The sequence below is a fragment of the Schwartzia sp. (in: firmicutes) genome (assembly GCF_978017985.1).
Genome location: NZ_CDXDFU010000035.1, coordinates 1 through 26,702, shown reverse-complemented (window position 1 = coordinate 26,702; position 26,702 = coordinate 1). Strand labels below are relative to the sequence as shown.

The following is a 26,702-nucleotide window of genomic DNA, read 5'->3' as shown; positions in this document are numbered from 1 at the left end:
CGGTAGATGAACGCGAAAAAATGGATTGCCGGGGCACTGGCAGCAGGTATGCTTTTGACAACAAATTTGATGATTACGGAGGCAGCGGAAATGACGGAAAAAAAGGAAGCAGTCAAGGTAGTGCAGACGGCAGGCCGCGATAAGCTTGGAGATTTTGCACCTGATTTTGCAAGGTATAACGACGATATTCTTTTTGGTGAGGTATGGTCAAAAAATGATGTGCTTTCACTGCACGACAGGAGCATTGTGACTGTATCTGCTCTTGTGGCTTCAGGTGTTATTGACAGTTCTCTCAAATATCATATTGAATCAGCAAAGAAAAACGGTGTAACGAAGGATGAGATGGCTGAGATAATAACGCAGCTTGGTTTTTATGCCGGATGGCCGAAAGCATGGGCTGCCTTCAATATGGCAAAGGAAGTATATGCGGCTCCTTGATGAAGGTACTGCTGAATCGGGAAGGTTGGCTTTTCTGCCTGTATTTAATAAGTTATATGAACCGGGGGAAGGTTTCCTTTTGGAAATGAACGGAATGCCCCTGAGGGGAGGAGCCGAGCACGGAAAAGAAAGCGATGCTGATACGCAGCGGTGAGTCATTTATGGTCAAATATCCTCGACTTCGCTGCGTGTCAGCATATTTGTTTTTACATGCAGAAGAACGCTTGATTCCCTCGAATACTCATCAGAGGTTTTTATTGATGCAAGAATATCATTTAGTTCGTTTTCGTTTTTTGATAAGTATGCAGCTTGTTTCATGATACCGCCTCACTTTCTGTATAACTTATATTATAGCATTGATTCGGCAGAGGAAAGTTTGCCTATGGCAAACTTTGATTGAAGGCATTATAATATCTTTCAAGTCAAAGATATTTTTAATGATGAGGGGACGAGCGGAATAAAAAGGATACTGTATCTGACAGATTTATATTATGAAGCAAAAGGCAGGAAATATTACGAAGAGGACCTCTACATTACCGGACGTCTTAAAGAATATTTTGATGTCGCAATATGTCATCCCAATAATTCCGAGGCATTTGAATCATCGGCGGATTTGGTTGTGTTCAGAAATACCGGTGCAGTGAGCGGCTTCAAGGATGTGTATAGTTCATTCGTGGAGCGTGTCGGAAAAAATAAAATTAAAACATTTAATGATTTTACGGGTAAGGCTGATATGCGTGGAAAGCAGTATCTTGTTGATCTTACATTGGAAGGATATCCTGTTATACCAACAGTAGATTCTGTTACAAATATAGGCAGGCTGCCGGTTACTTCCCGATATGTGATAAAGCCCAAGGGGGGCGCTGATTCAATCGGCCTTGAGTTTTTATCAGGTGAAGGGCTGAGGGCAAGGAATATAATTGATGGGGAATACCTTATTCAGCCCGCGATTGATTTTGAGTATGAGGTTTCGTTTTATTTCATTAACGATAAATTGGAGTACGCCATGTATGCGCCTGATAAGTCGCAGAGATGGCGACTTGAGGCATATGAGGCAGATAAAGACGATGTTGCTTTTGCTGAAAAATTTATAAAATGGAACGATATCAAAAACGGTATCCAGAGAGTTGATGCCTGCAGGACAAAGGAAGGAGAGCTTCTGCTTGTCGAGCTTGAGGATTTGAATCCGTATTTGTCGATATTGGAGCTTGATGAAGCAAAGCGAAACACGTTCATTGCAGATATGATTGATGCTCTGAATGGTATGCTGTGATAAAAGCTGATAGGATGGAATCTGATGGAAAAGATAGAGAGCATGTCAAATGCAAAAATAAAACATGCGGCGTCTCTTCATTTGAAAAAGAACAGGGAAAAGACAGGCGAATTTATTGCAGAGGGAGTTCGTCTTGCCGAGATGGCTGCTTCATCTGACTGGGAATCGGTTTTTGCTCTTGTGACTCCCGAAGCAGCGGAAAAAGAACGCACAAAGGCTATTGTTTCGATGCTGGAAAGCAAGGGCTGTCCTGTTTATGAGGTCTCGGATACGCTGTATCACAAGGCTGCTGCTACAGAGGAACCGCAGGGACTTTTGCTTGTTATGCGCAGGAAAGAGAATACGCTAAACAGTATCAAGAGTAATAATGGTTTTTTCGTGGTGCTTGACGGTGTACAGGACCCGGGAAATGCAGGAACGATTCTCCGCACTGCGGATGCGGTTGGCGCTGATGCGCTTATTGCGCTGCGCGGGACAGTGGATATGTTTTCGGACAAAACTGTGCGTTCAGCAATGGGCTCGCATTTTCATGTTCCTGTGGTTGATGGAATTGACAGAGAGGACTTTCTGCGGTTTGTGAAGGAAAATGACATCAGCTGCAGGGTTACGGCGCTTGACGGGACGGCACAGCCGCATTTTGATGCGGACTACAGAGGTATGTGCGCTGTGGTTTTCGGAAATGAAGGCAATGGAGCTTCAAAGGAGCTGCTTGACGCGGCGGAGCATGTATATATTCCCATGAGGGGAGCGGCAGAATCTCTTAACGTGGCTTCTGCCGCTGCTGTTGTGTTGTATGAGGCGTACCGACAAAGATTTCATAATCCTGATTCGTCCCAGACGAAATAAACACCGAGCAGACCTTTTGAAAGGCGGAGCCGGCAGACGTTGGTATCTTCGGTTAGTCTGTTGCTGACAGTAAGCGTTTTCGACTGGCATAGGGAAGCGTTTTCCAACGGCCAGTGTACGCCTGAAAAAGATACGCCGTGTGCTTCGCCCGACAGGGGAAGCAGAGAAATGGCAGAAGGACGTCTGAGGCACGTTATTTCAAGCTCTGACGGACCATTGGCAAATAAAAGACATTCTTTGTCGTCGGCAATGCAGCCGGCAATGCCTGAAAGGGCAAATGAATAAATGATGGTGAAGGCATGGTCGAACCGACCGCCGAAGCCGCCGGTCATTACGATAAAAGCGGAGGGATTCTCCGCTTTTATTTTTTTCAGAGCCAGGTCAGTATCAGTGAAATCTTTTTCGGAAGGAAAGCGTTCTGTCGGAATCTGTGCGGAAACTGCCTTTTGCCATGCCTCCGGGGACGCACTGTCACCGTCTCCTATCAGAAGCTCCGGGGTGAGCCCTGCCGAAAGAAGACTGTCGAGTCCACGGTCTACAGCCCACAGTGTGCGCTGCTCTGATGCTTCGCGGAGCCATTCGGAAGAGGGCGCACGGCCTCCAATGGCAAGAAGATATTGTTTATCGTGATGGATATCTGCTGTAAAACGTATCTGAGGCAGAGTGACCGTAGATGCTGTCGGTTTATTTTTCATACAGAATGCTTCCTTCATGTCAGTTTTCTTTATTTTACACATAAATGTACCGTAATGTCATTCATTATTTGATGGCAAGCGCTATATCGCAAGCGATGAAACGCTTAATTTGTATGTTTTGCCTGTGGCAAAACTCGAACGATGGCGTTATATCGCAAGCGATGAAACGCTGACAGAGGGCGTTTTGCCGTTGGCAAAACCGGAACGAATGCGTTATAATAATAAATGTAAATTATGTCTTTGGATTCATATTTTAAAGGAGGCACTATTATGCTTACGTACACGTATTACGGCCATTCCTGTGTTTTGCTCGATGACGGAAAATATAAAGTTCTTACAGACCCGTTCCTTACAGGGAATCCGAAGGCATCAATAAAGGCAGAGGATGTCGAGTGCGATTATATCCTCGTTTCTCATGCTCATGCAGACCATCTCGGTGATGCGCCGGAAATTGCAAAGCGCACAGGCGCGACGGTTATCGCTATTCCTGAAGTACTTGCTTTGTGCCAGGAGAAGGTTGGAGAAATCAAGGGGCACGGCATGAACCTTGGCGGCTCTGTGAAGCTTCCGTTCGGACGTGTTCGCATGACTCTTGCACAGCACAGCTCCGGCGTTGCAGGCGGTATTGCGTGCGGCTTTGTAATCCAGATTGGCGGGCAGACTGTTTACTTCGCAGGAGATACTGCACTGTTCCGCGATATGAAGCTTATAGGACGTAAGGATTCTATTGACTATGCGCTTCTTCCGATTGGTGATAATTATACAATGGGTATGGAGGATTCTGCGAAAGCAGCACAGTGGCTTAACGCAGGACATGTAATTCCTATCCACTACAATACCTGGCCTGTTATTGAGCAGGACGTGAAGCAGTATAAGCTTATGACAGAGGAGACGACACGCTCGGCTGTTCATATTGTTGAACCCGGTCAGTCAATTGAGCTTGAATGAATGACGATAAAATAACAGAGAATCTTATTGCCGTTCTTGGCCCTACTGCTTCGGGAAAGACAGCGTTCGCTGTTGCTTTGGCAAAACGTCTCGGTACGGAAATCCTGTCGGGAGATTCAATGCTCGTTTACAGGGGCTTTGATATAGGCTCCGCAAAGCCTGCTATTGAGGAACGTGAGGGTGTTAAGCATTGGCTTATAGATGTTCTCCCTCCTGATGCGGATTTTAATGTGACTGATTTTCAGATGATGGCATCGGAAAAAATTTCTGAGCTTAATGGGCGCGGAATGATTCCGGTTCTTGCCGGAGGGACGGGGCTTTATGCAAAAGCTCTTTTGGAGGGATATGATTTCAATACGTCGTCGGGGGACGATGAATACAGAGCCTCTCTTGAACGTCTGGCGGAGGAGCATGGCAGAGAATATGTCCATGATATGTTGGAAAAGGTAGATGCCGATACAGCGGCACGCCTTCATGTGAACGATTTCAGACGTGTTGTGAGGGCGCTTGAGGTCTGGCATCTTGGAAAGGAAAAGATATCCCAAAAGCGTGAGGAGGGACATCTCAGATATAACGCCTTTGTTATCGGGCTTCGATGGGACCGCGCGGTACTCTATGAAAGAATAAACAAACGCGTGGATATCATGCTGGAGCAGGGGCTTGTTGATGAGGTAAGGAATCTGCTCGATATGGGAATTCCAAGAACCGCGCAGGCAATGAAAGGGATAGGATACAAGGAAACAGCCGCGTATATTTCCGGCGAATGCAGTCTTGACGAGGCCGTATATGAGATAAAAAAGGCTACGAGGCATTTTGCGAAGCGTCAGCTCACATGGTACAGGAAAATGCCGTACATTCATTGGCTTGACGCGGACGGAAAGACAACGGAAGAACTTTTGCAGGAAATTTATCCGGAAATAGAGGATTTTTTCTTGAAGAAGCGAATATAACTAATTATGAATTTTTAATGAGGGGCGATTGAGATGGCAGCGAAGATTTTAAATCTTCAGGACAGTTTCCTGAATCAGGTCCGTAAAGAGGATGTGGGAGTAAGTATTCATCTTGTAAACGGCTTTCAGCTTAAAGGAACGGTACGCGGTTTTGACAATTTTACCGTGATTCTGGAGTCGATGGGCAAACAGCAGCTGGTATACAAACACGCGATTTCGACAATCACACCGGCAAGACCTCTTGAGAGCGGATTTGATTTCGCCAAGAAGGAAGTTTCGAAGGAAAAGTAATTTTAGATGTTTGGGAGCTGCACGGTTTTTCCGGTTGCAGCTCCTTTTGTATGGAGGAAAAGATATGCGTAAAAGAGGATTTGAAGTAGTGAGTGCTTTTGCGGATAAGGGCATTCACCTTCCGGCACGAAAAACTGCCGCAAGCGCGGGTTACGATATTGAAGCGGCAGAGGAAAGAGTGCTTGCTCCGCACGAGGTAACGATTGTTCCAACGGGGATCAAGGCGTATATGCAGGAGAATGAATATCTTGGTATTCATGTTCGTTCGGGTTTTTCTGCCAGAAATAACGTGTCATTCATCAATAGCCAGGGAATAATTGATGCCGACTACTATAACAACGAGGATAACGAAGGCCATATTATGCTTGCGTTTCATAATCACGGAGATAAGCCTGTACTGGTGGAAAAGGGTATGCGTGTTGCCCAGGGAATATTCTATTCATACCTGACTGTTGACGGCGATGAGGCAGGTCACGGAGAAAAGCGCCGCGGCGGTATGGGTTCAACGGGAGCTCTGTAATGGCAGTTTATTTGGATTATGCGGCAACAACACCGACGGACCCGAGGGTCGTGCAGGCAATGCTGCCTTACTTTACGGAAGGCTTCGGAAATCCTTCGAGTGTGTATTCCTTTGGCAGGGAGACAAAGCAGGCAGTTTTGAAGGCACGGGAAGAGGTGGCTCTTCTTCTTGGGGCTGCGCCTGAGGAAATATTTTTTACCAGCGGCGGCAGTGAGAGTGATAACTGGGCGCTTTGCGGGCTTTCCGCAGCAAATGCGGAAAAGGGACGGCATATTGTGACGAGCGCCGTGGAGCATCATGCGGTGCTCAATACAGCAGAATATCTGCGGACGCAGGGGTTTGAGGTGACTGTTCTTCCTGTGGATGGGAAAGGACTGGTGCGTTCTTCGGATTTAAGAAAGGCTTTGCGCGATGATACTGTTCTTGTCAGCATAATGGCGGCTAATAATGAGGTCGGGACGATACAGCCGCTGAAGGAGCTGGTGGAAATTGCTCATGAGCGCGGCGCTGTTTTTCATACGGATGCAGTGCAGGCGGCAGGACATATTCCTTTGAATGTGAATGAGCTTGGAATAGACGCATTGTCACTTTCAGGGCACAAACTGTACGGACCTAAAGGAACAGGAGCACTCTATGTAAGAAAAGGTACGCCGATTGTTCCGCTTGTTTATGGCGGCGGACAGGAGCGAGGACTTCGCGGGGGGACGGAAAATGTCCCCGGGATAGTGGGACTCGGCGCGGCTGCTTCTATGGCCCGTGAAGAAATGGAAGGCGAGATGAAACGACTGAACAAGCTTCGTGACGAATTTATCTCAGCTGCGGTTTCCTCCATAGAGGACTGTCACTTAAACGGAGCGGCAGGTGAGGGACGCCTGCCCGGAAATATAAATCTGCGGTTTGACGGTGTGTCTTCTGATTCTCTTTTGATACGTCTGGATATTGAAGGGTATGCGGTATCTGCCGGGAGCGCGTGCAGCGCAGGCGCTGTGGAGCCCAGCCATGTGCTGTCTGCCATGGGGCTTTCCGACACAGAGGCGAAGAGCGCGGTACGCGTTACTCTGGGGCGTTATACAAAGGAAGATGAGCTGCATGATTTTTTAAGTATACTTCAAAAATCAGTCAGGGAAATTCGTCTTGCATCAATAGGTTAAAATATATGAAAAATACATGGGAATGTTTGTCTTTGGAAGATTCATCATGTATAATAAAAAATGTGTATTGTTACGAATGAGAATAATGATTTGTTCTTTATGAGCTGAGCGATAAATATACATGAAATCAAGATAGGAGGACGCTCGAAAAATGGTTGGAAGTACCCTGCGTTCTGCACGCGAAAAACGAGGACTCACAATTAAAGATATTGAGAATGAGACGAGTATTCGTTCTGCGTATATAGATGCACTTGAGAAGGGAAATTATGAAGCTCTTCCGAGCGAGGTATATGTAAAAGGTTTTATCCGCAATTACGCGGAATTTCTTAATCTGAATGCTGATAATCTTGTGCAGGAGTTCAGAGAAGAGCTTCACGGCTTTGAGCCTGAGGTTCCTGCTGCACCGGAGAAAAATGAACAGCCGCATTCCATGTTTGATACGGGTTCTGATTTCAGGGAACGTGTTGAGAAATCACATCACACGCAAAATATACTGATTACCATAGGAATTATCATTGTTGCTTTCGTGGGAAGTATTTATTATTTCTTCGGTGAAGATCCTGACGCCAAACCGACACAGAAGCCGGCGGTAACCCAGAAGGCAAAGCAGGAAACCAATAAAACACAGACGGCGCAGACCGCACAGACCGCACCTGCTCAGACAAATAAGCAGCAGACAGGAGCACAGCAGGCAAACGGCAAAAATGCCAATCAGCCCGCGGCAAACGGAGTAGCAGCTCCGGGCATGTCAGTACCTTCTACGAACGGAACAGTACAGGTTTCGGTGAAATTTACGAACCGCTGCTGGACGTTGGTCGAGGCAGACGGTCAGGTTCTTTTTGAGGGAACGGCTGAACCGAATAAAACGGTCAACTGGAGCGGAAAAGACAAGGTGAATGTGACACTCGGAAATGCCGGAGCGGCAGAGGTCACTTTTAACGGAAAATCCATCGGCAAGCTTGGAAAAGAGGGCGAGGTTGTGGAGCGCAGCTTCACTAAGGACAAGATGGAGGAAATCAAATAAAACGCGCATAAAGTGTGCATAGAATGAGGAATTTTGTATGAGTCCTTTTTTGCCTATGACAAGGCAGGATATGGAGAATCGCGGATGGGACCGGCTCGATTTTATTTTTGTATCGGGTGATGCTTATGTGGACCATCCCAGTTTTGGTCCGGCTATTATCTGCCGGCTTTTGGAAAAACACGGATATAAGGTTGGAATAATTGCGCAGCCGGACTGGCGGGGCGAGGAGGATTTCCGTCGCCTTGGCAGGCCTCGGCTGGCTTTTTTGGTATCAAGCGGCAATATGGATTCGCTGCTGAATAAATTTACCGCGGCTAAAAAGACACGGCATGAGGACGCCTATTCGCCGGGAGGAAAATCGGGCTGCCGTCCCGAGCGCGCTGTCATAGTCTACACGAACAGGCTTCGTGAGATATGGCCGGGTGTGCCTGTAATCATAGGCGGAATAGAAGCGAGTCTCAGAAGGTTCGCTCACTATGATTACTGGACAAACCGCGTGAGGCGGTCGGTTCTCATGGACAGTCAGGCTGATATGCTCGTCTATGGAATGGGCGAGAAGCAGATTTTGGAAATAGCCGCAGATCTTCATCAGGGGGTCGATATCGAAAATATACAGGATGTGGCAGGGACATGTTACCGCGTCCCTGATTTTGATTATGTTTACGACTATGTGAAGCTTCCGGATTTCGATATGGTGGCAGAAGATAAAAAAGCCTTTGCTGAGGCGTTTAAGAATATATATCTTGAACAGGATGCCATTCGCGGAAAGAAGCTTGTCCAGCGGAACGGTGAGGCGTGTGTGGTACAAAATCCGCCTGCAATGCCCCTGACCGAAGAGGAAATGGATGAAATATACGACCTTCCTTATCAGAGGACATATCATCCGGTGTATGAAGCCGCAGGCGGTGTTCCTGCAATAAAAGAGGTCAAATTCAGTCTTGTAAGCCAGAGGGGATGCTTTGGCGGCTGCAATTTCTGTGCAATAATTTCCCATCAGGGGCGGATAATCCAGCGCAGGAGCCGCGAATCCCTGCTAAGAGAAGCGAAGCTGCTCACAGAGCTTCCTGATTTCAAGGGATATATTCATGATGTTGGCGGTCCTACTGCCAATTTCAGGAGAACCAGCTGTGATGAACAGCTGCAGAGGGGTACATGCCGCGGCAAGGAATGTCTGTCGCCTGTTCCATGCAGCCATCTTGTGGCGGACCATAGCGACTATCTTGGGCTTTTGAGGGAGCTCAGAAAGCTGCCTAAGGTCAAAAAGGTGTTTATACGTTCAGGTATACGGTTCGATTATCTGATGCTTGCGAAGGATTCCTTTTTGGAGGAGCTTTGCAAATATCATATAAGCGGTCAGCTGAAAATCGCCCCGGAGCATATTTCAGACCGCGTGACGCGGCTCATGGGGAAATCAAATAAAGAGGTCTACCGCCGTTTCGTGCATCGGTTCAAGGAAATGAATGAACGGCTTGGGAAAGAGCAGTATCTTGTTCCTTATTTCATGTCCAGCCATCCCGGAGCAAAGCTTGAGGACGCCATAGAGCTTGCGGAGTTTATCCGCGACTTGGGCTACCGTCCCGAGCAGGTGCAGGACTTTATTCCGACACCGGGGACAATGTCCACAGCCATGTACTATTCGGGCATACATCCGCTTACGGGTGAGACTGTATATACGGCAAAGAATCCACACGAAAAACGTATGCAGCGCGCGCTTATGCAGTACTGGATACCGTCGAACCGGCCGCTTGTGAGAGAGGCACTGAGGCTGGCTCATCGTGAGGACCTTATAGGATTTGATAAAAAATGTCTGGTTCACCCGGAAAAGAAGGCGGAGCCGGATAAAAATAAACCGCAGAAGCGGAAAGCTAAGAGAATGAAGGTGTAAAAATGCGTTGTCCTTTTTGCAAACAGGAAGACAGCCGTGTTATCGATTCAAGATCGGCTGATGACGGAAACTCGATTCGCCGCCGCAGAGAATGTTCTCAGTGCGGGCGCCGTTTCACGACTTATGAGGTCGTAGAAAAAACGCCGTTGATGGTAATCAAGCATGACGGCCGCCGTGTTCTTTTCGACAGGGATAAGCTTCTTAACGGACTCATCCGTTCCTGTGATAAAAGAGACATTCCAACGGACCGTATCGTAGCACTGGCAGATGAGATCGAGCGTGAGCTTCGCAACACTATGGATCGCGAAATTACGACGAAATCCATCGGTGAGCTCGTTATGGAAAAACTCAAGAATTTTGATGAGGTAGCGTATATCCGCTTCGCTTCGGTTTACCGTAAATTTGCGGATATAAGCATGTTCAAGGAGGAGCTTGAGGAGCTTCTTCGTGAAAAGAGAGGTAAATAAGGGAAAGAGCTCCCTTTTAATTGGAGGTTGATTGTTTGTCTTGGAAGCTTGCGACAAAGCTTAAGGCGCATCTGGAAAAAGAAGAAGGCTATTATGTATTCCCCGCGGGGCAGCGGGAGCGTATGGCGCTGGTATATCCCAATTCGTATTTTGTCGGTATGTCAAATCTTGGTATTCATATAATTTATGATTTGATGAACCGCAGGGGAGATACTGCCTGTGAACGCTTCTTCCTTCCCGAAAAGAAGGAATTGGAGGAATATAAGCGTACAAATACGCCTCTTCTGAGTCTTGAAACACAGACTCCGCTTTCGGAATTTCCGCTTATTGCTTTTGCTGTTTCATTTGAGATGGATTATTTCAACCTTCTGGAGATTCTTTCGACAGGCAGGGTTCCCCTGCTGGCTTCGGAGCGCGGAGAGGATGCTCCGATAGTCATTGCGGGAGGACCCTGCGCTACGTTTAATCCCGAACCGCTTTCGGACTTCGTCGATGCATTTATCATCGGAGAGGGCGAAGAGACAATGCAGCATTTCATGGACGCGTTCTACGGTGCTAAAGCTGAAGGACTCGGGAAAAAAGAGCTTTTGCGGCGTTTGGCGAAGGTAGAGGGTGTATATGTTCCGTCGCTTTATGAACATTCCTTCGCCGATGACGGTACACTTGAAGCTGTAACACCGCTGGACGGAGCACCGGAAAAGGTCAGCCGCCAGTGGGTACGCGACCTTGACGCGTACCCTGCTCATACCGTAATTGTTACGGACGATACGGAATTCAATCTTTATCTGGTTGAAACTGCGCGCGGGTGCGGAAGACACTGCAGATTCTGCATGGCAGGCTACTGCTTCCGCCGTCCGAGAAACCGTTCGCTGTCTGTGCTCAAGGAAGAATTCCGTGAGGGCAGAAAATACGGCAAACGCTTTGGGCTGATGGGAGCGGCTATATCCGATTATCCTGAAATTGATGAACTTTGCAGGGCAGTCATAGGTGGGGGAGATACTATGTCTGTGGCGTCCTTCCGTGCGGATTCCGTAACTCCTGTGCTGGTGGATTCCCTCGTAAAAAGTGGAATGCGTACGCTTACGCTCGCGCCTGAGGCAGGAAGTCCGCGCATGCGTGCCGTAATAAATAAAGGCATTACGGAAGAAGACCTTTTCCATACCATGGATCTTGGCCTTGAGGCGGGTATACGGCATTACCGCCTGTATATTATGATAGGGCTTCCTCTGGAAACCATGGAGGATATTGATGCCATTGCCGACCTTACGCTGCGTATGAAGGAATATCTGGAGCGTGAGGATAAAAAGACAACTCTGACATTAAGTGTCAATCCTTTCATTCCAAAGCCATTTACGCCATTTCAGTGGTCGCCCATGGCGGATAAAAAGACTATCGAGGCATCACTTAAACGTCTGCGTCAGGGAATCGCGGGGCATAAGGGCATCGAGATGATATCCGAGCCTCCGAAGTCTGCTCTGGTGCAGGGTGTTCTTTCCAGAGGGGACAGAAGAATTTCCGATGTGCTTTACAAGGCACATCTTGCCGGAGGAGCGAAGGCGTTTCTGCGTGCCATGAAGGACAGCGGACTGGACGCAGATTTTTATCTCCACCGAGTGAGGAGCCGTGAGGAATGCTTTCCATGGTCAAGGCTTGACATGGGGCTCAAAGAGGAGTACCTGTGGAGCGAGTGGGAGCGTGCAAAAAATCTGCAGGAAACCGTCAAATGCTTTGACGGCTGCAGACGCTGCGGAGTATGCAGCGGAACGGAGGAATAACATTTGGCGTTTTATCTTTCAAAAATAAGTGAATCTATCTGGACGGGCCGTTTTTCAAAGCTTGACCACCCGGAGCTGGTGCAGGCGGTATCGACACGCTTCGGCGGTGTAAGCAAAGCCCCGTATGATTCGCTTAATCTTGCGCTTCATGTTGGAGATGACGGCAGCGCGGTGATTGAGAACCGCAAGCGTTTTTGTGGCGCGCTGGGAATTTCATTTTCAGCTCTCACGACGCCGGAGCAGATTCACGGAGATAAAATCGTTCGTGTCACGGCAGACGAAATTGGGCGCGGCAGAATGTCATACGATGATGCAATCAAAGGAACGGACGCGCTTATGACTGATGTTCCGGGTGTTTCGCTTATGCTCTGCTATGCTGACTGCACGCCGCTTATGTTCTTTGACCCGGTGAAGCATGTTATTGCTGTCGCGCACGGCGGCTGGAAGGGAACTCACCTCGGAATTGCGGGGAAAACAATTTCCGCCATGCATGAAGCATACGGCTGTGAGCCGAAAAATATTCTGGCTGCAATCGGACCTGCTATAGGTCCGTCCTGCTACGAGGTGGGCGATGAAGTTGCCGGGAAATTCAGTGAGGCGTATCCGGATGATGCAAAATATATTCTTTCAAGACAGGGAGAAAAATATCACCTGAATTTGTGGGAAGCAAACCGCCTGCAGTTTATCAGAGCAGGTATTCGTGAAGAAAATATAGACAGTGCGGAGAGCTGTACGCAGCATAACGCGCAGATTTTTTACTCCTATCGGGCATCAGGAGGAAAAACAGGCCGCATAGCCGCACTTCTCTCTTTGAAATAAATAAAAACTACCTACAGGGGGCTTTCGAATGATTGCTGAGCGTTTGGAAACGGTGCAGAAAAATATCGAGGAAAGCATGGCAAAGCGTACGGGTATTTTTAAGGATGACCCGGTACAGCTCGTTGCCGTTACTAAAAATCACGATGTAGAGGCAATGCGTGAGGCGATTGATGCAGGTGTTACCGTGGTCGGTGAGAACCGGGTTCAGGAGGCTGTGGAAAAGCACGGCAAGCTGGACCGCGATGTGACATGGCATCTTATCGGTCATTTGCAGACGAATAAAGTAAAACAGGCGGTGCGCAATTTTGATCTCATTCATTCTGTAGACAGTGAGCATCTGCTTGATGCCATTGATGCGGCTGCGGATAAAATACATAAGGTTCAGGATATACTTATTCAGGTCAATCTTGCAAAGGAAGAAAGTAAGTTCGGCATTTACAAAGAGGATTTGCCGTTCCTTCTGCAGAAAGCAGACAGAATGCAGCATGTCCATCTCATGGGCCTCATGTGCATTGCGCCTAATTACGAAGATGTAGAGGAATGCCGTCCCCTGTTCCGTGAAATGCGTGAGATATTCGATCAGCTTCAGATGCTGCCGCTTATGAATTCCGAAATGAAATGGCTTTCTATGGGAATGACGCATGATTACCGGATTGCCATTGAAGAAGGGTCAAACCTTGTGCGCATCGGTACGGCAATTTTCGGACCGAGACAGTACTGAGCCTGTAAAAAGCCATAGTATATTGATAAAATTCAGATAAATACGCTATAATAATAGGATAAATTAATATTCGTAAAGTATTGGTACATTGGACGAAAAATAACTGGACTAAATACAGGCAGAGGAGGAAGTATTATGGGTATCATTGATAAGGTTTGTGGAAAAATCGGTCTTGTAGACCCGGAGCATGAGGAAATAAAAGACACTGAGAACACAGAGGAGCTTGATGAGCAGGAGAAGGCTTATTTCGAGCCCATGAAGCCGCAGGCACAGCACACTGATAATGTGGTAAGCCTTCAGGATGCTGCTGCAGGTATCGGACGTGCGTCGCGCATGAAGGTCATCGTTATTGAGCCGCGCTCCTTTGATGATGTTCAGCAGGTCGCAAACGCGCTGAAAGAGAAACGTCCGGTTCTTATCAATTTTGAAAAGACTGACGCGGATGATGCAAAACGTATCATCGATTTCATCAGCGGCACGACGTATGCTATTTCAGGCGACATCAAAAAGGTTGGCAAGAATGTTTTCCTTTGTGCGCCGAGCAATGTAAACGTTGATTATTCACAGGATCGCAGCAATCCTATGGATATGTCCTGGATAAAAAAATAAGCGGGGGAAATAGTTGATGGATAAGGTACAGACGATTGGTTTTATCGGCGGCGGAATGATGGCGGGTGCTATTCTTGACGGCATGGTTCACCGCATGAAGAAAAATCCGGAAGAGCTTTTCGTTTCAGAGCGTCGTCAGGAGCGCTGTTGTGAGCTTAATGCATTGTATGGTGTTACGGCGAAAACCACGGCGGACTCTTTCATAGGCAAAGTCGATGCGGTGCTTTTTGCGGTAAAACCCCAGGCGCTGGATGCGGCACTTGAGGAAATTGCACCGAAGGTAAAACCGGGCGCACGTATTATATCCATCGTTGCGGGCGTGCCTGTCGCACGTTTTGAAAAGGCTTTCCCGGGCCATCCGATTGTTCGCGTAATGCCCAATACGCCGCTTTCCGTCGGCGAGGGTATGTCTGCGTATACGCTGAATGCTGCGGCAGAGGCTGTGGCTGATACAACCGCTGAAGAGATTTTTTCCTCCTGCGGCAGGGCGGTAAAGGTTACGGAGTCCTTGATGGATGCCGTAACAGGTCTTTCGGGAAGCGGCCCCGCGTATGCTTTCCTGATGATTGATGCATTGTCGGATGGCGGCGTTATGGCAGGTCTTCCGCGTGATAATGCGCGTATTATGGCGGCTCAGACACTTCTTGGAGCTGCAAAAATGGTTCTTGAAACAGAGAAACATCCGGATGTTCTGCGTGATGCCGTGACCTCTCCGGCGGGAACGACTATAGCAGGCGTTCGTGTTATGGAGCAGCAGGGAGTACGCGGTGCGCTTATAGATGCAGTCATGGCTGCAACTAAACGCTCTGAAGAACTGGGGAAATTGAAATGACAACAGCACGTGAGCGGATCCTTCGTTATTACAAGGGAACAGAAGGAGAAGCCGTTTCGGTTCAGCTTGTAGACCTTGCTGAGCAGGCTGTGCGGACACAGAAATTTCGACTGACACCTTTTCTGGACCCTTATGGAGTTGAGATTGCCGAGACTGTGGCTGCAAGCTATGATGGACTGACAGTGCAGTACGACGGAGGCTATCCCGGTGCAGAGCGTCAGCGTGCAATGTTTACGCATGACGCATTTGGCGGCAAGCCTTCATTTGATATTGCGGTGATAAAGGCAGAATGGAAAAGCGATTTCTGCTACCTTACGCACCGTGATGTGCTTGGGGCACTGATGGGGCTCGGAATAGAGCGTGATACGCTGGGAGACCTTCTGGTATCGTCAGGCACTGCAAGGATTTTGACTACGAAGCAGATGGCTGAGTTTCTGCTTGCTAATCTCACGCAGATTGGTTCGGCGGCTGTCCATTGTGAACCGGATGAGCTGTCGGCAATCGCGCCAAGGGAAGAGCGGACAAAGGATATTACAGCTACTGTCGCATCCCTGCGTGTGGATTCGGTGGCGGCGGCGGGCTTTGGCATGTCGAGAAGCCGTGCGGCAGCAGATATAGAAGCGGATAAACTGAAGCTTAATTGGCAGTCTGTCAAGAACGCCTCTGTAACCGTCGGAGAGGGAGATATCCTTTCGCTTCGCGGACGGGGACGTGTAGAAATCGTAGAAGTACGCGGAAAGACTAAAAAAGGACGCGTCGGCGTATCGCTGAAGCGCTATATTTGAGGGGGTCATGCCAATGATTACACCATCCGATATACATAATCAGGAATTTAAACGCGGATTTCGGGGATACGATGCGGAAGAGGTCGATGATTTTCTCGACAGGATTGTGAATGATTACGAAACAATGTTTCGTGAGAATCAGCAGTTAAAGGATGAAATCGAACTCAACAAAAAGAAAATAGAGCAGTATCAGGAGCTTGAGAACAACCTGCAGGAAACGCTTCTTGTGACAAAAAAAACAGCTGAAGAGGTCATGCAGAACGCAAAGCTCCGTGCTGCGGAAATACGCGATGCTGCAATCAAGGAATGCGAGAATATGAAGCTTCGCGCACAGATGGAGCTTTCAAAGCAGCAGGCCTCGGTTCAGGATGATGTGCGCCGCGAGGAAGCGAAGTACGATGCCGTTCTGCAGCGTCAGAGACAGTTTCTCATAAAAATCAAGTCGCTTCTCCGTACAGAGCTTGAGCTTCTCGAGGAGGATGGTGTACGTCAGGCTATAGGCACTCTTGATGAAATGACGGACGAGGAAATACAGGAAGAACCTCAGAGTGAGGATAACGGACAGCGTCCGCTTCCGTGGCAGCAGTAATAGACAAAAAATAATTCCGGCGAAGCGGCAGAGTGCGAAACTTCACAGAAGCACATAGCCGGTTCGGCGGCAATGGATAAAGGGGCAAGAATCAACTTGTTTTGGCTGATTGTAATTGCACTGATTGTTATTGACCAGGCAGTCAAGTTCATGATAATGACATCCATGGATATCGGTCATTCCGTGCCCGTAGTACCGGGCATTTTTCATATTACATACATACAGAATCCGGGTGCTGCCTTTGGCATTCTTGCTGACCAGCGCTGGATTTTTATTTGTGCCGGTGTGCTGATTATCGGGGTAGGGCTGTTTTTTTACCGCCGTCTCCAACAGGAAGGTATGCTGGTTTATTACGGTTCCTCTCTGCTTTTGGGCGGAGCGGCATCGAACCTTATCGACCGTATTTGGCTCGGGAAGGTTATAGATTTCTTTGATTTTCGTATCTGGCCGGTATTTAATACGGCAGATATTGCTATATGCGTAGGCGTAGCATTTATCATGTATGCGCTGCTGCGTGAGGAATGGAAGGAGGCACATCAGGCCTGATGGAAAAATTTGAATATACGGCGGATAAGACCGGAACAAGGCTGGATGTTTTCCTTTCAGAGATGCAGCCGGAGCTTTCCCGCTCACATATACAGAAGGTTATCGAGGACGGCGGCGCGCTTGTAAACGGAAAGCAGGAAAAAAGCCGCACGAAGCTGAAAGAGGGAGACACGGTTACCTTCACGCTTCCGGACCCCGTATCTGTAGATATTCTTCCTGAGGATATTCCTTTGGATATTCTTTATGAGGACCATGACGTAATTGTTGTAAACAAGGCACGCGGCATGGTTGTGCATCCTGCGGCAGGAGTATCAAGCGGCACGCTTGTAAACGCTCTCATGCACCACTGCGAAGACCTTTCAGGGATAAACGGCGCCGTCCGGCCCGGAATTGTTCACAGACTGGATAAGGATACCTCCGGTGTAATGATAGCTGCGAAGAATGACGCGGCACACATAGAGCTGGCGGAGCAGATAAGAATAAAGAGTGCTCACCGTGTATACTGGGCGATTGTCTGCGGCAATATAGTTGAGGAAACAGGAACAATTCACGGTGCCATAGGCCGCAGCCCGAAGGACCGTCAGAAGATGGCCGTTGTTCTGCATAACGGAAAAGATGCTACTACAAAGTTCAGGGTACTTGAACGATATGGTGATTACACTCTTGTGGAGTGCCGGCTTTTGACGGGACGCACGCATCAGATACGTGTGCATATGGCATATATCGGTCATCCTGTTTTGGGCGATCCGAAATACGGCCCGAAAAAATGTCCGTTTGCCATAAATGGGCAGGCACTGCATTCCGCTGAGCTTACCTTTGAGCATCCTGTATTGAAGAAGGAAATGACCTTTAAGGCCCCTGTGCCGGAGGATATGCAGCACATACTTGATGTGCTGAGGAAAAGGCAGAAAAACGCATAATAAAACAGACAGGAGTGGAAGATCATGACAGAACTTATCGATAAGACTATGCTTATGGACGGAGATGCCATTCGTCGCGCACTCACCCGTATTTCACATGAAATTGTTGAGAAAAACAAAGGGATTGAAGACCTTGTGCTCGTCGGTATTCGTACACGCGGAGTTCCTATTGCGGAGCGTATCGCTGATGAAATCGAAAAAATCGAGGGAAAACGTCCGCTGGTCGGAGTTCTCGACATTACTCTCTACAGAGATGATCTTTCCACAATGGCTTATCAGCCTGTTCTGAAATCAACGCAGATTCCCGGAGACATCAGCGGGAAAAGTGTAGTTCTTACTGATGATGTGCTCTACACGGGGCGCACGATTCGCGCTGCGCTTGATGCCCTGATTGATATGGGACGTCCTCATATCATACAGCTTGCGGTACTCATTGACCGCGGTCACCGTGAGCTCCCAATCCGTGCGGACTATGTTGGTAAAAATGTACCTACTTCGGCACATGAAACCATAAGTGTCGAGCTTAATGAGCTTGATGGTGATGAGAAGGTCATGCTGAAGGAAATTAAATCGGAATAATACAGAAAAAAGCTCACGTCTTCGAACTTATCGAGGGCGTGAGCTTTTTTATTACTGCTCCTGCGAGAGAATACTCTGCAGTGTTTTTTCATCGGGGGTGCGGTACAGAGTCTTTTGGTTTGTGAAAATGACAAATCCGGGTTTTGAACCTGATGGCTTTTTGACGTAGCGGCAGAGCGTGTAGTCTACCGGAATGTTTGAAGAGCCGGAGGCCTGACTGAAATGCGCGGCAAGGTCGGCAGCCAGAAGAAGTGTTTCTTCTGTTGGCTCTGCTCCTTCTGTACGCAGAATTACATGAGAGCCGGGGATATCCTTTGTGTGCAGCCAGATGTCATCACGGTCAGCGGTCTTGAAGGTAAGACGGTCATTCTGGTAGTTGTTCTTTCCAACCAGAATTTCGCTGCCGTCGGGCGCCTTAAACAAAAAGGGCTTGGAGGGCTGCAGAGAAGGTTTTTTCTTCTTTGGGGCTTTTATATATCCCTGTGCCGTAAGCTCTGATTTGATATCCTGCAGCTCGGCAAGACTGGAGGAAACCTCAAGAGAAGCCTCAATGCTTCCAAGATATTTTATGGATTCCTCGCATGAAGCAATCTGCTCGGAGAGCAGTGAACGCGCACGTTTCAGCTTGTTGTATTTATGATAGTAGGCCTGTATATTCTCCGTAATCGTGAGGCGCTGGTCAAGAGATATGGTAATTGAAGCGCCGTCAGAGGAGTATATATCAGGAACGGTGATTTCAGCATCCTCTCTGTCCTTTAGCTGATACTGATATGTCATAAGGTTATCCGCTTTTTCCCTGAAATCCTCTGCGTTATCTGCTTCCGCTGCTTCCTTACGGAGCTTTATCAGCTTGTTTTCAGCCCGTGTAAGTTCTATGTGTACGAGCTTTTTGAGCGGCTCCTTGTCCTGGGGCACGAAGCTGCCGAGAATGGAGGTAGCACGGGCAAGCATGGCATCAACAGAAGGGAAAAACTCAAGCTCGCCCTCCGGGAAGTAATGGAGAGTGTACGAGGACATTGCCTTAAGTTTGTTTTTTTCACCGCGGACCAGACATGCCTTAGATTCGGGATCACTGAGAGAACGCACGGTTTCAGTGATTGCCTGCTCAATGGAGGCGTAATCTGCATCGTCGAGTGAGGAAATTTGAGTGCTTGCGGCAAGACCGGCACAGTAAGCAATTTCCTTTGATGTCACAGGACCGAATCCAAGGCAGACGCTGCTGAGTGCCTGCGCCAATTTCATATCGGTAAGCTCTTTGAGCTTTTTTGTGACGGTGGAGGGCGGAACGAGTGTTACATCGCATTTATCCTGAGAGGGGGGCGCTTCGTAGGCTTCGCCGGGAAGGACTTCGCGTACACGGCTGCTGTTTGCGCCGACCTTTCTGAGGGAATCTATTATTATTCCATCCTGCACCAGTATGAGATTGCTGTATTTACCCATAAGCTCACAGACGAGAGTTTTTGTGACTATGCGTCCACCTGCGCCTACAACGTCAATATCGAGAGCAATGATACGGTCAAGTCCGTGCTGGCGCACCTGCGCGATACGTCCCGTTTCTATCTGCTTGCGGAGAACCATACAAAAGGTAGGAGGCTCAGCGGGGCTTTCAAGGGGAGCATCCAACCGGTAAAGAATCGGGTTCTGCGGCTGTATGGAAATATAGAGAAGCTGGGTTGAACCGGGCTGACGTACGGAAAACGTCAATGTTTGTTTGTTTGGCTGTGTTATTTTATCTATCCGCCCACCGGCGAGTGATTTATTAAGCTCTATCACAAGGCGGCGCATTGAAAAGCCGTCAAGACTCATAAAATGACCTCATTTCAAAATGATTTACTCTAGTATATATCATGGAAGGAAAAATGTGAAAAAAATCTTGCCCATACAGGCTGTTTGGTATATACTTTTTTGAGGTAAAACCGTATTTTGAAATTCAAGGAAACGCTGATTAAATGAAGTCGTCCGGATTGATGCAGATGGTGCGTCCCTCCCAAGGCGGCAAACCGCAGGCATAGCGGTGCTATGCTGAGGATTTGTCAACACAGGGAGGACACACAAGATGCATTAAAATGGGCAGCTGAATTAATCAGTGATTCCTAAAATAGAGGATGGTGAGAAAGATGGACGGCGATCACCCTGATTTATGTTGGTATCGTATAATTACAAATCGCAGGGAACGCTGCCATTTTCTCAGCATTTTTAATGAGATGTGGGAGCGCTTTTGAGCTGTGCCTCTTTAGCGCTTTTTTGAGCCCGTTCCCTGCAGGGAAGGGGTTTTTTCTATGCTCAGAATACTGAAATCCCATGAGAGCGGACGGCTCGAGGAACTGAGCCTGGAGACTCTCGAAAAGGGAGCATGGATCAATATTATTGATCCGACACCGTATGAACTTAAGGTCGTCGGTGAACTTACGGAGGTCGAACCTGACTTCCTGCGTTCCGCATTGGATGATGAGGAGCGCTCCCATACAGATGTCGAGGACAATTCAATCATGGTCCTGACCAATGTTCCGGTCATGCGTTCATATGACAGCTATGATACACTGCCTTTGGCTATTATTTTGACAAAGGAATATATCATTACGGTCTGCCTGGAGGAAACTCCGGTGCTGTCCGAGTTTAACGAGCGGACTGCAAAGCTTTTCCGCACGTTCAAAAAGACACGTTTTCTGTTCCAGATACTATATAAATCCGCAACATTCTATCTGCGTTACCTTCGTCAGATAAGCAAGCTCTCCGATGAAATTGAGCATATGCTTCGGGATTCCATGCGTAACAAGGATATTATGCGTCTTTTGGAGCTGCAGAAAGGTCTGACGTACTTTAACGCGGCTCTGCGTTCTGACGGTGCAGTTTTGGACAAGCTGCTGCGTCTCCGCACGAATCCTGCAACTCAGGCGGTACTTAAGATGTATGAAGAGGATGAGGACCTTCTGGAGGATGTAATAATCGAGAATAAGCAGGCCCGCGAGATGGTTGAAATGTACAGCAAGATTCTCGCGCGAATGGCGGATACGTTCTCGTCTATTATCTCCAATAACCAGAACCTCGTTATGAAATTCCTCGCTGCTATGACGATTATTCTGGCAATACCGACGGTAATATCGAGCTTTTTCGGTATGAATGTTCCGGTTCCTCTGGCATCCAGCGCCGACGCGTTTCTTGTGATTGCCGGTCTTTCGGTTTCAATTGCCGGATTCATGGCATTTGTGCTTTGGCGTCACAATATGTTTTGATGAAAGGGACGTTTTTATATGGGCGTTATGCTTGAAGCAAGACTCAAAGCAGGAGAAATTTACGGAGATTTTGAAAATAATGAATATGTCTACATGCCTGCCAGTGAGTTTGGCGTAGAGAAACCTTTGTGCGTGTATGAAACACAGAACGGGCGCGAGGATGTGACCTTCGAAGAGGCGCTTCGCCTTGTGAGAGTAAGGAGTCTGCGACCTGTAATACACCCTAGGCTGGGAAAGACATCATGCTGATGCGTGTAGCAGGTATATGCTTTAAAAAGTGTAAAGCATATACCCGCTACACGCTTTATTTCTGCGGAAAATAGTGCTTGACAAGCATTTTGTCCCGTGATATTCTTGCAATGTAATCGGGATACGGACATCCCGAACAAGACTCCTTAAAAGTGAACACAGTTTGAATCAGGTGTCAGCGACTTAATAGAAAAGTTGGTAAAAGCCAACGCGGTCCCGCCACTGTAACAGAGAGTTCTTCGGCATTAGCCACTGGATATTCCGGGAAGGCGCCGAAGGATGATGACCTGAAGCCAGGAGAACTGCCTGATTGACAATCACCGATTGACCTACGAGCGATGGGAAGGGGATTTGGCAGACAGCGTCTGTTTTATTGGCGTACTCTGTAAATGATGACTCTTTTCCGTTCGGGGAAAAGAGTCTTTTATATTGGCGGAAAGTTTTCCGTGAGTTCAGCTTAATGGAAAGCATTGCTCATACATTCCATTCAACTCTTTACACGCCGACTGCGGCGGGCCTCCGGGGTGGACTCCCGAGAGGCCGATTTTTTTGTCAAAAAACAGGCTGTGATATGATTGATAAGTTTGCAAAGACAATGGACGCAGTTTCTGTTAAAATATAGAAAAGTAAAGGGAGGAGATTTGAAATGCAGGTAAATGAACAAACAGACTATGCTGCAGATTTGCAGATGACGGCAGAGGCTCCGCTCAGTGAAAATCCGAATGTTAAAATTGAAAAACGTGCTCCGCTGGCAGCGCGCCTTAAAGAGACACGTCCGGAGCTTATGGGTGCTCTTGAGACTCTTCGGAAAAAGCTCGGAGACGACGATTATGCCAAATATATTGAGCCGCTCAATAATGTGACGAAAAGCGGTGGAATGCTTCTTATGGTAGCTGGCGATTTGCGCCAGAAATCACTTCTTGAGCGCGATTTTATTCCGCAGATAAAGGAAGCTTTTGAGGTTCAGGTTGTACGTCTGGTTGTCTGATTTTGAAAAATAGGAGATGCTTGCTTTGCAGGATAAATGTTGTGCAAAATTTAGCGTGCACCCTGAGGTCAAGCATGTGACCATGGCGCTCCGCCATGCGACGCAGATAGGTGTTCTCAGCTATGATACGCCTGAGCTGCAGTCGCTTCCGGATAAGGACGCAATACTGGTCATGAGCTTCGGTACAACTATAACTGAAACACGGCGCATAACCATAGAAAGAACTGTGGAGGAAATACAGCGCAATCATCCGGGTGTCAAGGTAGTACTTGCTTTTACCTCGAACATTGTCGTTGAACGTATTGAGGAAAAAGAAGGAATTCACTATCCTATGCCGGAAGAGGCACTGCGCGATCTTCGCAGTGAAGGTTATACGCGGGTTGCAATGACCACGCTTGATTTGTTCCCAGGGATTGAGTACACCTATGATACCAGTGTGTTCCACCTGTATAAAGCACAGTTCAAGCGGTCAACAATGGGTACGCCGCTTATCTACTGGATGGGACAGAACGGGCGGCGTGATGATGCTATGGACTTTGTAAAGGCCGTGGAAACCCAGTTTCCGGCGAGAACACCGCAGACTGCGGTGCTTTTGATGGCTCACGGGTCACCTCACCCGTCCAATGCATTTTACGATACGATTCAGAGCCGTCTGATGCAGCAGGGCTTCAGAAATGTTTTCGTATATACCATGGAAGGCAGGCCGAATCTTACGGACGTTATTCCGTATCTGAAACGGGCAGGGGTTAAAAAGGTAACACTCATGCCTCTTATGATGGTTGCCGGAACGCATGTGAAAAAGGATATGCTTGCGGAAAATCCCAAGAGCCACAAGTTTCAGCTTGAAGCGGCAGGCTTTGAGGTAGAAGCGTATCTCAAGGGCCTTGGCGAGAATGATGCCGTTCGAAAAATGTATGTTGAGCGCGCGGATGAAGCGTATGAATACCTTAAGGATAAGAATAAAGATTAATATTGAGCCTCTGTGTAAGCAGGGGCTTATTCTTTTAAATCGGGAGGGAGATACCCGGCATGAAAAAGATAGCATTTTATGGAAAAGGCGGAATAGGAAAATCCACCACGGCTTCAAATGTGTCTGCGGCATTCAGTGAAATGGGAAAGTGCGCGGCTCAGATAGGGTGCGACCCGAAGAATGATTCCACACGTCTTCTCCTGGGACATATCTGCCGTCAGACTGTGCTTGATTTGGAGCGTGAAAGGCGCGGCGGAGAGATACTGGCGGAGGAAATTGTTCATGAAGGCTGGAATGGAATACGCTGCATTGAGGCGGGAGGTCCGGAGCCGGGAGTGGGCTGCGCGGGAAGGGGAATAATTGTCGCGCTTCAGCGGCTGAAAGCACTCAAGGCTCTTGATGATATAGACGTGGCACTTTACGACGTGCTGGGAGATGTTGTCTGCGGAGGCTTTGCACTGCCAATACGTGAGGGCTATGCCGAAGAAATTTATATCGTTTCCTCGGGGGAGCTTATGTCTCTTTACGCGGCGAACAACATCGCAAAGGGTATACGAAAATTTGCGGTACGCGGCCGCGTCAAGCTGGGAGGAATAATCGGAAACAGCCGCAATGTACCCATGGAAAAGGAGCTTTTGGAGGAATTCGCAAAGCGTATCGGAACAAAGCTGATTGCGTTTATTCCTAGGGACAATATTGTTCACGATGCTGAGATTCATCGTCAGACGGTGATTGCATATGCTCCCGATACCACTCAGGCAGGCGTATATAGAAAACTGGCGGAGGATATCGACAGCAATACGGAGCTTGTTGTTCCGGAGCCCATGGAGTTCGAGGAGCTGGAGGGACTGGTGGAGCAGTATGGCAATTGAAGCAAAGCGTGTACTGAAATGCCGCAGGGTTGCGTCCTGCAGCTGCACAATGACCGGGGTATGGCGTGCTCTTTGTTATGTGGACGGTGCTGTCGTAATCTATCATAGTCCAAGGGCTTGCGCGCACATTGCAAGGCGTATGGATGCAAGCTCCTTCTGTCGTCTGATTACGGATGCTCCCGAGGAAACGAAGCTAAGAAGCATACCTCTTTTATCCACGGATCTGACTGATGAAGAGGCTGTGTTTGGCGGAGAGGAGCGCCTGCGCCGTGCTGTTCGTTACGCGTATGAAAAATATAATCCCCAAGCGGTGTTTATAGCTAATTCCTGCGTATCCGGCGTAATCGGGGATGATACGGGCGCAGTGGCGGAGGAAATGACAGAAGAACTTGGAATTCCTGTCATAGAGACATCACACCATGGTTTTTTGGACGGAGAGTATTTCGATGGATATCTTGATGCGGCACGTATTTTGATGCAGCGTTTTATGAAGCCGCAAAAAAAGATTCCGGGAACAGTGCTGATTTTCGGAGACTGCGGCGGTATCTTCGGCGCTTATACACGTGAAATGAGGCGTATGCTTGATTATTTCGGACTCAAAATAAGCGGACAGTTTCCTTCATACATGTCTCTTGCGGAGCTGGAAAAGGCGCCGTCTGCAGCTTTGACCGTTGTGATAGGAAGGTCTGAATCCGATGTCCGTCAGCAGCATTTTGCTGCAGTCGGTAGGGAATTTTCCGAGAAATTCAACATTCCATGCTTTTCGGAGCTTTATCCTGTAGGCTATTTAAGGACCATGGAGTGGCTGAAAAGATTTGGGGAATTTCTTGGCATGGAAGCTGCTGCTGCGGAAGCCGTAAAGAAAGAACATCAGCGGTTCATGGCTGTAGTTGACAAGTCAGCTGAAACGCTGCGCGGGAAAAAGGTTGTTTACTGCGCTGGACGCGCCACTGAATTTTTCCAGCCGCAGACGGTTTTGCTTATGCTGGAAAAGCTTGGAATGAAGCTGATCGGCATACAGCTTTTTGAATCGCAGGGAGAAGAAGGACGTCAGAAGAATGAAGCAAAGCTCAGGCAGTATACTGACGCGCCTGTTCTTTCGGGAGAAGACTTTGAAAAAGCAGTGCGCGAATCAGATGTTGTTCTGACGACGCATGAACTGGTAAATTCGGAGGTTCGCCAGGTTATTCTTCCATGTGTTGCGGGCGCAGGCTGGACGGGAGAGAAAGCTGTAATGGATGCCATGGTACGAGTCATGCACAGAGCGCTCAGCAGAGGGGGGCTTATATATGCCTGAAAAAGAAAATTTCAGCGAGCTTTGCGGTATGCAGGATGCCTGTGCTCTTGCAGGCGCAGCAGCTTTTTTTGCCGGCATTCCAGATGCCGCGGTGGTAATCAACGGCCCTCTGTGGTGCTATTACTATGCCATGCGTCACATAGAAATGAATGAGCCGCTTATATCCAAGCGAATGCTGTGCACACAGCTGGACAATGAGTCGATTGTATTCGGCAGTGAGGAGTATCTGAGAGATACCCTTGAGCAGTACGTAGAAAATCCGCCCTCAGTACTATGTATAGAAAACAACTGCTCCGCAAGCCTTATAGGTGATGACGTGGAGGGTATCGCCAGAGAGATGGGGATAACCTGCCCGATAGTTGTTTTCGACAGCGGCGGACTTACAGGAGGCTTTGCGGAGGGATGGCAGAAGGCTTCGATTGCCGTGATG

At 48.1% G+C, this 26,702-nt stretch carries 32 protein-coding genes and 1 riboswitch; of the genes, 29 read left to right on the top strand and 3 right to left on the bottom strand.

All coding sequences use genetic code 11. The features are described from left to right. Positions 1–6: 6 nt before the first annotated feature. Together ACY69O_RS01735 and ACY69O_RS01730 are read left to right on the top strand one after the other, a co-directional pair. The gene (locus ACY69O_RS01735; protein ID WP_072934852.1) at positions 7–438 is read left to right on the top strand and encodes a carboxymuconolactone decarboxylase family protein; all 432 of its coding nucleotides are present in this window, start codon (positions 7–9) and stop codon (positions 436–438) included. Next, positions 425–592 carry a hypothetical protein gene (locus tag ACY69O_RS01730; protein ID WP_462331748.1) on the top strand — a complete coding sequence of 56 codons (168 nt, stop codon included), beginning with the start codon at positions 425–427 and terminating at the stop codon, positions 590–592. The genes ACY69O_RS01735 and ACY69O_RS01730 overlap by 14 nt, the downstream gene beginning before the upstream one ends. 11 nt (positions 593–603) lie before the next feature. Here ACY69O_RS01730 and ACY69O_RS01725 read toward each other — a convergent pair whose 3' ends face one another. Then, entirely contained in the window at positions 604–756 is a 153-nt protein-coding gene (locus ACY69O_RS01725; RefSeq protein ID WP_462331747.1) for a hypothetical protein, read from the bottom strand. 301 nt (positions 757–1,057) lie between these two features. On the opposite strand from ACY69O_RS01725, the gene ACY69O_RS01720 reads away from it, so the two are divergent. Both ACY69O_RS01720 and ACY69O_RS01715 read left to right on the top strand, forming a co-directional pair. Continuing rightward, positions 1,058–1,711 (top strand): hypothetical protein, encoded by a 654-nt coding sequence (locus ACY69O_RS01720; RefSeq protein ID WP_462331746.1) that lies wholly within the window; start codon positions 1,058–1,060, stop codon positions 1,709–1,711. A 24-nt stretch (positions 1,712–1,735) separates the two neighbouring features. Beyond that, entirely contained in the window at positions 1,736–2,557 is an 822-nt protein-coding gene (locus ACY69O_RS01715) for a TrmH family RNA methyltransferase (RefSeq protein WP_462331745.1), read from the top strand. Here the strand turns inward: ACY69O_RS01715 and ACY69O_RS01710 are convergent. Beyond that, positions 2,527–3,252: a thiamine diphosphokinase gene (locus tag ACY69O_RS01710; protein WP_462331744.1), complete on the bottom strand. Its 726-nt coding sequence runs from the start codon at positions 3,250–3,252 to the stop codon at positions 2,527–2,529. The two genes, ACY69O_RS01715 and ACY69O_RS01710, sit on opposite strands and share 31 nt — an antisense overlap. Before the next feature lie 270 nt (positions 3,253–3,522). Between ACY69O_RS01710 and ACY69O_RS01705 the strand changes: the two genes are divergently transcribed. The 18 genes from ACY69O_RS01705 to pyrR all read left to right on the top strand — a co-directional run bounded on the left by ACY69O_RS01705 (position 3,523) and on the right by pyrR (position 18,663). Beyond that, a complete protein-coding gene (locus ACY69O_RS01705) occupies positions 3,523–4,200 on the top strand; it encodes a metal-dependent hydrolase (protein ID WP_462331743.1) in 678 nt (225 codons plus the stop codon). Beyond that, entirely contained in the window at positions 4,197–5,150 is a 954-nt protein-coding gene (miaA, locus tag ACY69O_RS01700) for a tRNA (adenosine(37)-N6)-dimethylallyltransferase MiaA (protein ID WP_462331742.1), read from the top strand. Before ACY69O_RS01705 ends, miaA begins: the two co-directional genes overlap by 4 nt. Positions 5,151–5,183: 33 nt before the next feature. Continuing rightward, a complete protein-coding gene (hfq, locus tag ACY69O_RS01695; RefSeq protein WP_462331741.1) occupies positions 5,184–5,441 on the top strand; it encodes an RNA chaperone Hfq in 258 nt (85 codons plus the stop codon). 64 nt (positions 5,442–5,505) lie between these two features. Next, entirely contained in the window at positions 5,506–5,961 is a 456-nt protein-coding gene (locus ACY69O_RS01690; protein ID WP_462331740.1) for a dCTP deaminase domain-containing protein, read from the top strand. Continuing rightward, positions 5,961–7,112: a cysteine desulfurase family protein gene (locus ACY69O_RS01685; protein WP_462331739.1), complete on the top strand. Its 1,152-nt coding sequence runs from the start codon at positions 5,961–5,963 to the stop codon at positions 7,110–7,112. The genes ACY69O_RS01690 and ACY69O_RS01685 overlap by 1 nt, the downstream gene beginning before the upstream one ends. A 151-nt stretch (positions 7,113–7,263) precedes the next feature. Then, positions 7,264–8,136, top strand: a complete 873-nt coding sequence (locus tag ACY69O_RS01680; protein ID WP_462331738.1) for a helix-turn-helix domain-containing protein — start codon at positions 7,264–7,266, stop codon at positions 8,134–8,136. 37 nt (positions 8,137–8,173) lie between these two features. Next, positions 8,174–10,021, top strand: a complete 1,848-nt coding sequence (locus ACY69O_RS01675) for a YgiQ family radical SAM protein (RefSeq protein WP_462331737.1) — start codon at positions 8,174–8,176, stop codon at positions 10,019–10,021. A 2-nt stretch (positions 10,022–10,023) separates the two neighbouring features. Continuing rightward, positions 10,024–10,488, top strand: a complete 465-nt coding sequence (nrdR, locus tag ACY69O_RS01670) for a transcriptional regulator NrdR (RefSeq protein ID WP_462331736.1) — start codon at positions 10,024–10,026, stop codon at positions 10,486–10,488. Between the two features lie 35 nt (positions 10,489–10,523). Next, positions 10,524–12,263, top strand: a complete 1,740-nt coding sequence (locus ACY69O_RS01665; protein ID WP_462331735.1) for a TIGR03960 family B12-binding radical SAM protein — start codon at positions 10,524–10,526, stop codon at positions 12,261–12,263. 3 nt (positions 12,264–12,266) lie between these two features. Further along, entirely contained in the window at positions 12,267–13,082 is an 816-nt protein-coding gene (gene pgeF, locus ACY69O_RS01660) for a peptidoglycan editing factor PgeF (RefSeq protein ID WP_462331734.1), read from the top strand. 28 nt (positions 13,083–13,110) lie between these two features. Continuing rightward, positions 13,111–13,803, top strand: a complete 693-nt coding sequence (locus ACY69O_RS01655; protein WP_462331733.1) for a YggS family pyridoxal phosphate-dependent enzyme — start codon at positions 13,111–13,113, stop codon at positions 13,801–13,803. Positions 13,804–13,938: 135 nt separating this feature from the next. Further along, positions 13,939–14,412 carry a cell division protein SepF gene (locus ACY69O_RS01650; RefSeq protein WP_462331732.1) on the top strand — a complete coding sequence of 158 codons (474 nt, stop codon included), beginning with the start codon at positions 13,939–13,941 and terminating at the stop codon, positions 14,410–14,412. Positions 14,413–14,428: 16 nt separating this feature from the next. Continuing rightward, positions 14,429–15,244 (top strand): pyrroline-5-carboxylate reductase, encoded by an 816-nt coding sequence (proC, locus tag ACY69O_RS01645; RefSeq protein WP_462331731.1) that lies wholly within the window; start codon positions 14,429–14,431, stop codon positions 15,242–15,244. Continuing rightward, positions 15,241–16,029, top strand: a complete 789-nt coding sequence (locus ACY69O_RS01640) for a YlmH family RNA-binding protein (protein ID WP_462331730.1) — start codon at positions 15,241–15,243, stop codon at positions 16,027–16,029. Before proC ends, ACY69O_RS01640 begins: the two co-directional genes overlap by 4 nt. A gap of 13 nt (positions 16,030–16,042) precedes the next feature. Then, positions 16,043–16,618 carry a DivIVA domain-containing protein gene (locus tag ACY69O_RS01635; protein ID WP_462331729.1) on the top strand — a complete coding sequence of 192 codons (576 nt, stop codon included), beginning with the start codon at positions 16,043–16,045 and terminating at the stop codon, positions 16,616–16,618. Positions 16,619–16,714: 96 nt separating this feature from the next. After that, a complete protein-coding gene (lspA, locus tag ACY69O_RS01630; RefSeq protein WP_462331728.1) occupies positions 16,715–17,164 on the top strand; it encodes a signal peptidase II in 450 nt (149 codons plus the stop codon). Further along, complete coding sequence (locus ACY69O_RS01625) at positions 17,164–18,084, top strand: RluA family pseudouridine synthase (protein WP_462331727.1); 921 nt, start codon at positions 17,164–17,166, stop codon at positions 18,082–18,084. Before lspA ends, ACY69O_RS01625 begins: the two co-directional genes overlap by 1 nt. A 24-nt stretch (positions 18,085–18,108) precedes the next feature. Next, positions 18,109–18,663, top strand: coding sequence for a bifunctional pyr operon transcriptional regulator/uracil phosphoribosyltransferase PyrR (gene pyrR / locus ACY69O_RS01620; RefSeq protein WP_462331726.1), 555 nt, complete (start codon positions 18,109–18,111; stop codon positions 18,661–18,663). 51 nt (positions 18,664–18,714) lie between these two features. Here the strand turns inward: pyrR and ACY69O_RS01615 are convergent, their stop codons facing one another. Next, positions 18,715–20,469 carry an Rqc2 family fibronectin-binding protein gene (locus tag ACY69O_RS01615; protein WP_462331725.1) on the bottom strand — a complete coding sequence of 585 codons (1,755 nt, stop codon included), beginning with the start codon at positions 20,467–20,469 and terminating at the stop codon, positions 18,715–18,717. 473 nt (positions 20,470–20,942) lie between these two features. Here ACY69O_RS01615 and ACY69O_RS01610 point away from each other — a divergent pair, with 473 nt between their 5' ends. From ACY69O_RS01610 to ACY69O_RS01580, 7 genes are all read left to right on the top strand, one after another. Then, positions 20,943–21,896 (top strand): magnesium transporter CorA family protein, encoded by a 954-nt coding sequence (locus ACY69O_RS01610; protein ID WP_462331724.1) that lies wholly within the window; start codon positions 20,943–20,945, stop codon positions 21,894–21,896. An 18-nt stretch (positions 21,897–21,914) separates the two neighbouring features. After that, positions 21,915–22,145, top strand: a complete 231-nt coding sequence (locus ACY69O_RS01605; RefSeq protein WP_462331723.1) for a hypothetical protein — start codon at positions 21,915–21,917, stop codon at positions 22,143–22,145. 153 nt (positions 22,146–22,298) lie between these two features. Next, a riboswitch (cobalamin riboswitch) is annotated at positions 22,299–22,469 on the top strand. A 322-nt stretch (positions 22,470–22,791) separates the two neighbouring features. Further along, a complete protein-coding gene (locus ACY69O_RS01600; protein ID WP_462331722.1) occupies positions 22,792–23,133 on the top strand; it encodes a hypothetical protein in 342 nt (113 codons plus the stop codon). A 25-nt stretch (positions 23,134–23,158) separates the two neighbouring features. Further along, positions 23,159–24,103, top strand: a complete 945-nt coding sequence (locus ACY69O_RS01595; RefSeq protein WP_462331721.1) for a sirohydrochlorin cobaltochelatase — start codon at positions 23,159–23,161, stop codon at positions 24,101–24,103. Between the two features lie 59 nt (positions 24,104–24,162). Next, the gene (locus ACY69O_RS01590) at positions 24,163–24,975 is read left to right on the top strand and encodes a nucleotide-binding protein (RefSeq protein WP_462331720.1); all 813 of its coding nucleotides are present in this window, start codon (positions 24,163–24,165) and stop codon (positions 24,973–24,975) included. Then, the gene (locus ACY69O_RS01585) at positions 24,965–26,272 is read left to right on the top strand and encodes a nitrogenase component 1 (protein ID WP_462331719.1); all 1,308 of its coding nucleotides are present in this window, start codon (positions 24,965–24,967) and stop codon (positions 26,270–26,272) included. Before ACY69O_RS01590 ends, ACY69O_RS01585 begins: the two co-directional genes overlap by 11 nt. Further along, a partial coding sequence (locus ACY69O_RS01580; RefSeq protein WP_462331718.1) for a nitrogenase component 1 occupies positions 26,265–26,702 on the top strand: 438 nt, incomplete at its 3' end. The genes ACY69O_RS01585 and ACY69O_RS01580, both read left to right, overlap by 8 nt.

Excerpts from the sequence above, each read along its gene's own strand:
- ACY69O_RS01735 (WP_072934852.1), top strand. The coding sequence starts at position 7 with ATGAACGCGAAAAAATGGATTGCCGGGGCACTGGCAGCAGGTATGCTT.
- ACY69O_RS01730 (WP_462331748.1), top strand. The coding sequence starts at position 425 with ATGCGGCTCCTTGATGAAGGTACTGCTGAATCGGGAAGGTTGGCTTTT.
- ACY69O_RS01725 (WP_462331747.1), bottom strand. The coding sequence starts at position 756 with ATGAAACAAGCTGCATACTTATCAAAAAACGAAAACGAACTAAATGAT.
- ACY69O_RS01715 (WP_462331745.1), top strand. The coding sequence starts at position 1,736 with ATGGAAAAGATAGAGAGCATGTCAAATGCAAAAATAAAACATGCGGCG.
- ACY69O_RS01710 (WP_462331744.1), bottom strand. The coding sequence starts at position 3,252 with ATGAAAAATAAACCGACAGCATCTACGGTCACTCTGCCTCAGATACGT.
- ACY69O_RS01705 (WP_462331743.1), top strand. The coding sequence starts at position 3,523 with ATGCTTACGTACACGTATTACGGCCATTCCTGTGTTTTGCTCGATGAC.
- miaA (WP_462331742.1), top strand. The coding sequence starts at position 4,197 with ATGAATGACGATAAAATAACAGAGAATCTTATTGCCGTTCTTGGCCCT.
- hfq (WP_462331741.1), top strand. The coding sequence starts at position 5,184 with ATGGCAGCGAAGATTTTAAATCTTCAGGACAGTTTCCTGAATCAGGTC.
- ACY69O_RS01690 (WP_462331740.1), top strand. The coding sequence starts at position 5,506 with ATGCGTAAAAGAGGATTTGAAGTAGTGAGTGCTTTTGCGGATAAGGGC.
- ACY69O_RS01685 (WP_462331739.1), top strand. The coding sequence starts at position 5,961 with ATGGCAGTTTATTTGGATTATGCGGCAACAACACCGACGGACCCGAGG.
- ACY69O_RS01680 (WP_462331738.1), top strand. The coding sequence starts at position 7,264 with ATGGTTGGAAGTACCCTGCGTTCTGCACGCGAAAAACGAGGACTCACA.
- ACY69O_RS01675 (WP_462331737.1), top strand. The coding sequence starts at position 8,174 with ATGAGTCCTTTTTTGCCTATGACAAGGCAGGATATGGAGAATCGCGGA.
- nrdR (WP_462331736.1), top strand. The coding sequence starts at position 10,024 with ATGCGTTGTCCTTTTTGCAAACAGGAAGACAGCCGTGTTATCGATTCA.
- ACY69O_RS01655 (WP_462331733.1), top strand. The coding sequence starts at position 13,111 with ATGATTGCTGAGCGTTTGGAAACGGTGCAGAAAAATATCGAGGAAAGC.
- ACY69O_RS01650 (WP_462331732.1), top strand. The coding sequence starts at position 13,939 with ATGGGTATCATTGATAAGGTTTGTGGAAAAATCGGTCTTGTAGACCCG.
- proC (WP_462331731.1), top strand. The coding sequence starts at position 14,429 with ATGGATAAGGTACAGACGATTGGTTTTATCGGCGGCGGAATGATGGCG.
- ACY69O_RS01640 (WP_462331730.1), top strand. The coding sequence starts at position 15,241 with ATGACAACAGCACGTGAGCGGATCCTTCGTTATTACAAGGGAACAGAA.
- ACY69O_RS01635 (WP_462331729.1), top strand. The coding sequence starts at position 16,043 with ATGATTACACCATCCGATATACATAATCAGGAATTTAAACGCGGATTT.
- ACY69O_RS01625 (WP_462331727.1), top strand. The coding sequence starts at position 17,164 with ATGGAAAAATTTGAATATACGGCGGATAAGACCGGAACAAGGCTGGAT.
- pyrR (WP_462331726.1), top strand. The coding sequence starts at position 18,109 with ATGACAGAACTTATCGATAAGACTATGCTTATGGACGGAGATGCCATT.
- ACY69O_RS01615 (WP_462331725.1), bottom strand. The coding sequence starts at position 20,469 with ATGAGTCTTGACGGCTTTTCAATGCGCCGCCTTGTGATAGAGCTTAAT.
- ACY69O_RS01610 (WP_462331724.1), top strand. The coding sequence starts at position 20,943 with ATGCTCAGAATACTGAAATCCCATGAGAGCGGACGGCTCGAGGAACTG.
- ACY69O_RS01605 (WP_462331723.1), top strand. The coding sequence starts at position 21,915 with ATGGGCGTTATGCTTGAAGCAAGACTCAAAGCAGGAGAAATTTACGGA.
- ACY69O_RS01600 (WP_462331722.1), top strand. The coding sequence starts at position 22,792 with ATGCAGGTAAATGAACAAACAGACTATGCTGCAGATTTGCAGATGACG.
- ACY69O_RS01590 (WP_462331720.1), top strand. The coding sequence starts at position 24,163 with ATGAAAAAGATAGCATTTTATGGAAAAGGCGGAATAGGAAAATCCACC.
- ACY69O_RS01585 (WP_462331719.1), top strand. The coding sequence starts at position 24,965 with ATGGCAATTGAAGCAAAGCGTGTACTGAAATGCCGCAGGGTTGCGTCC.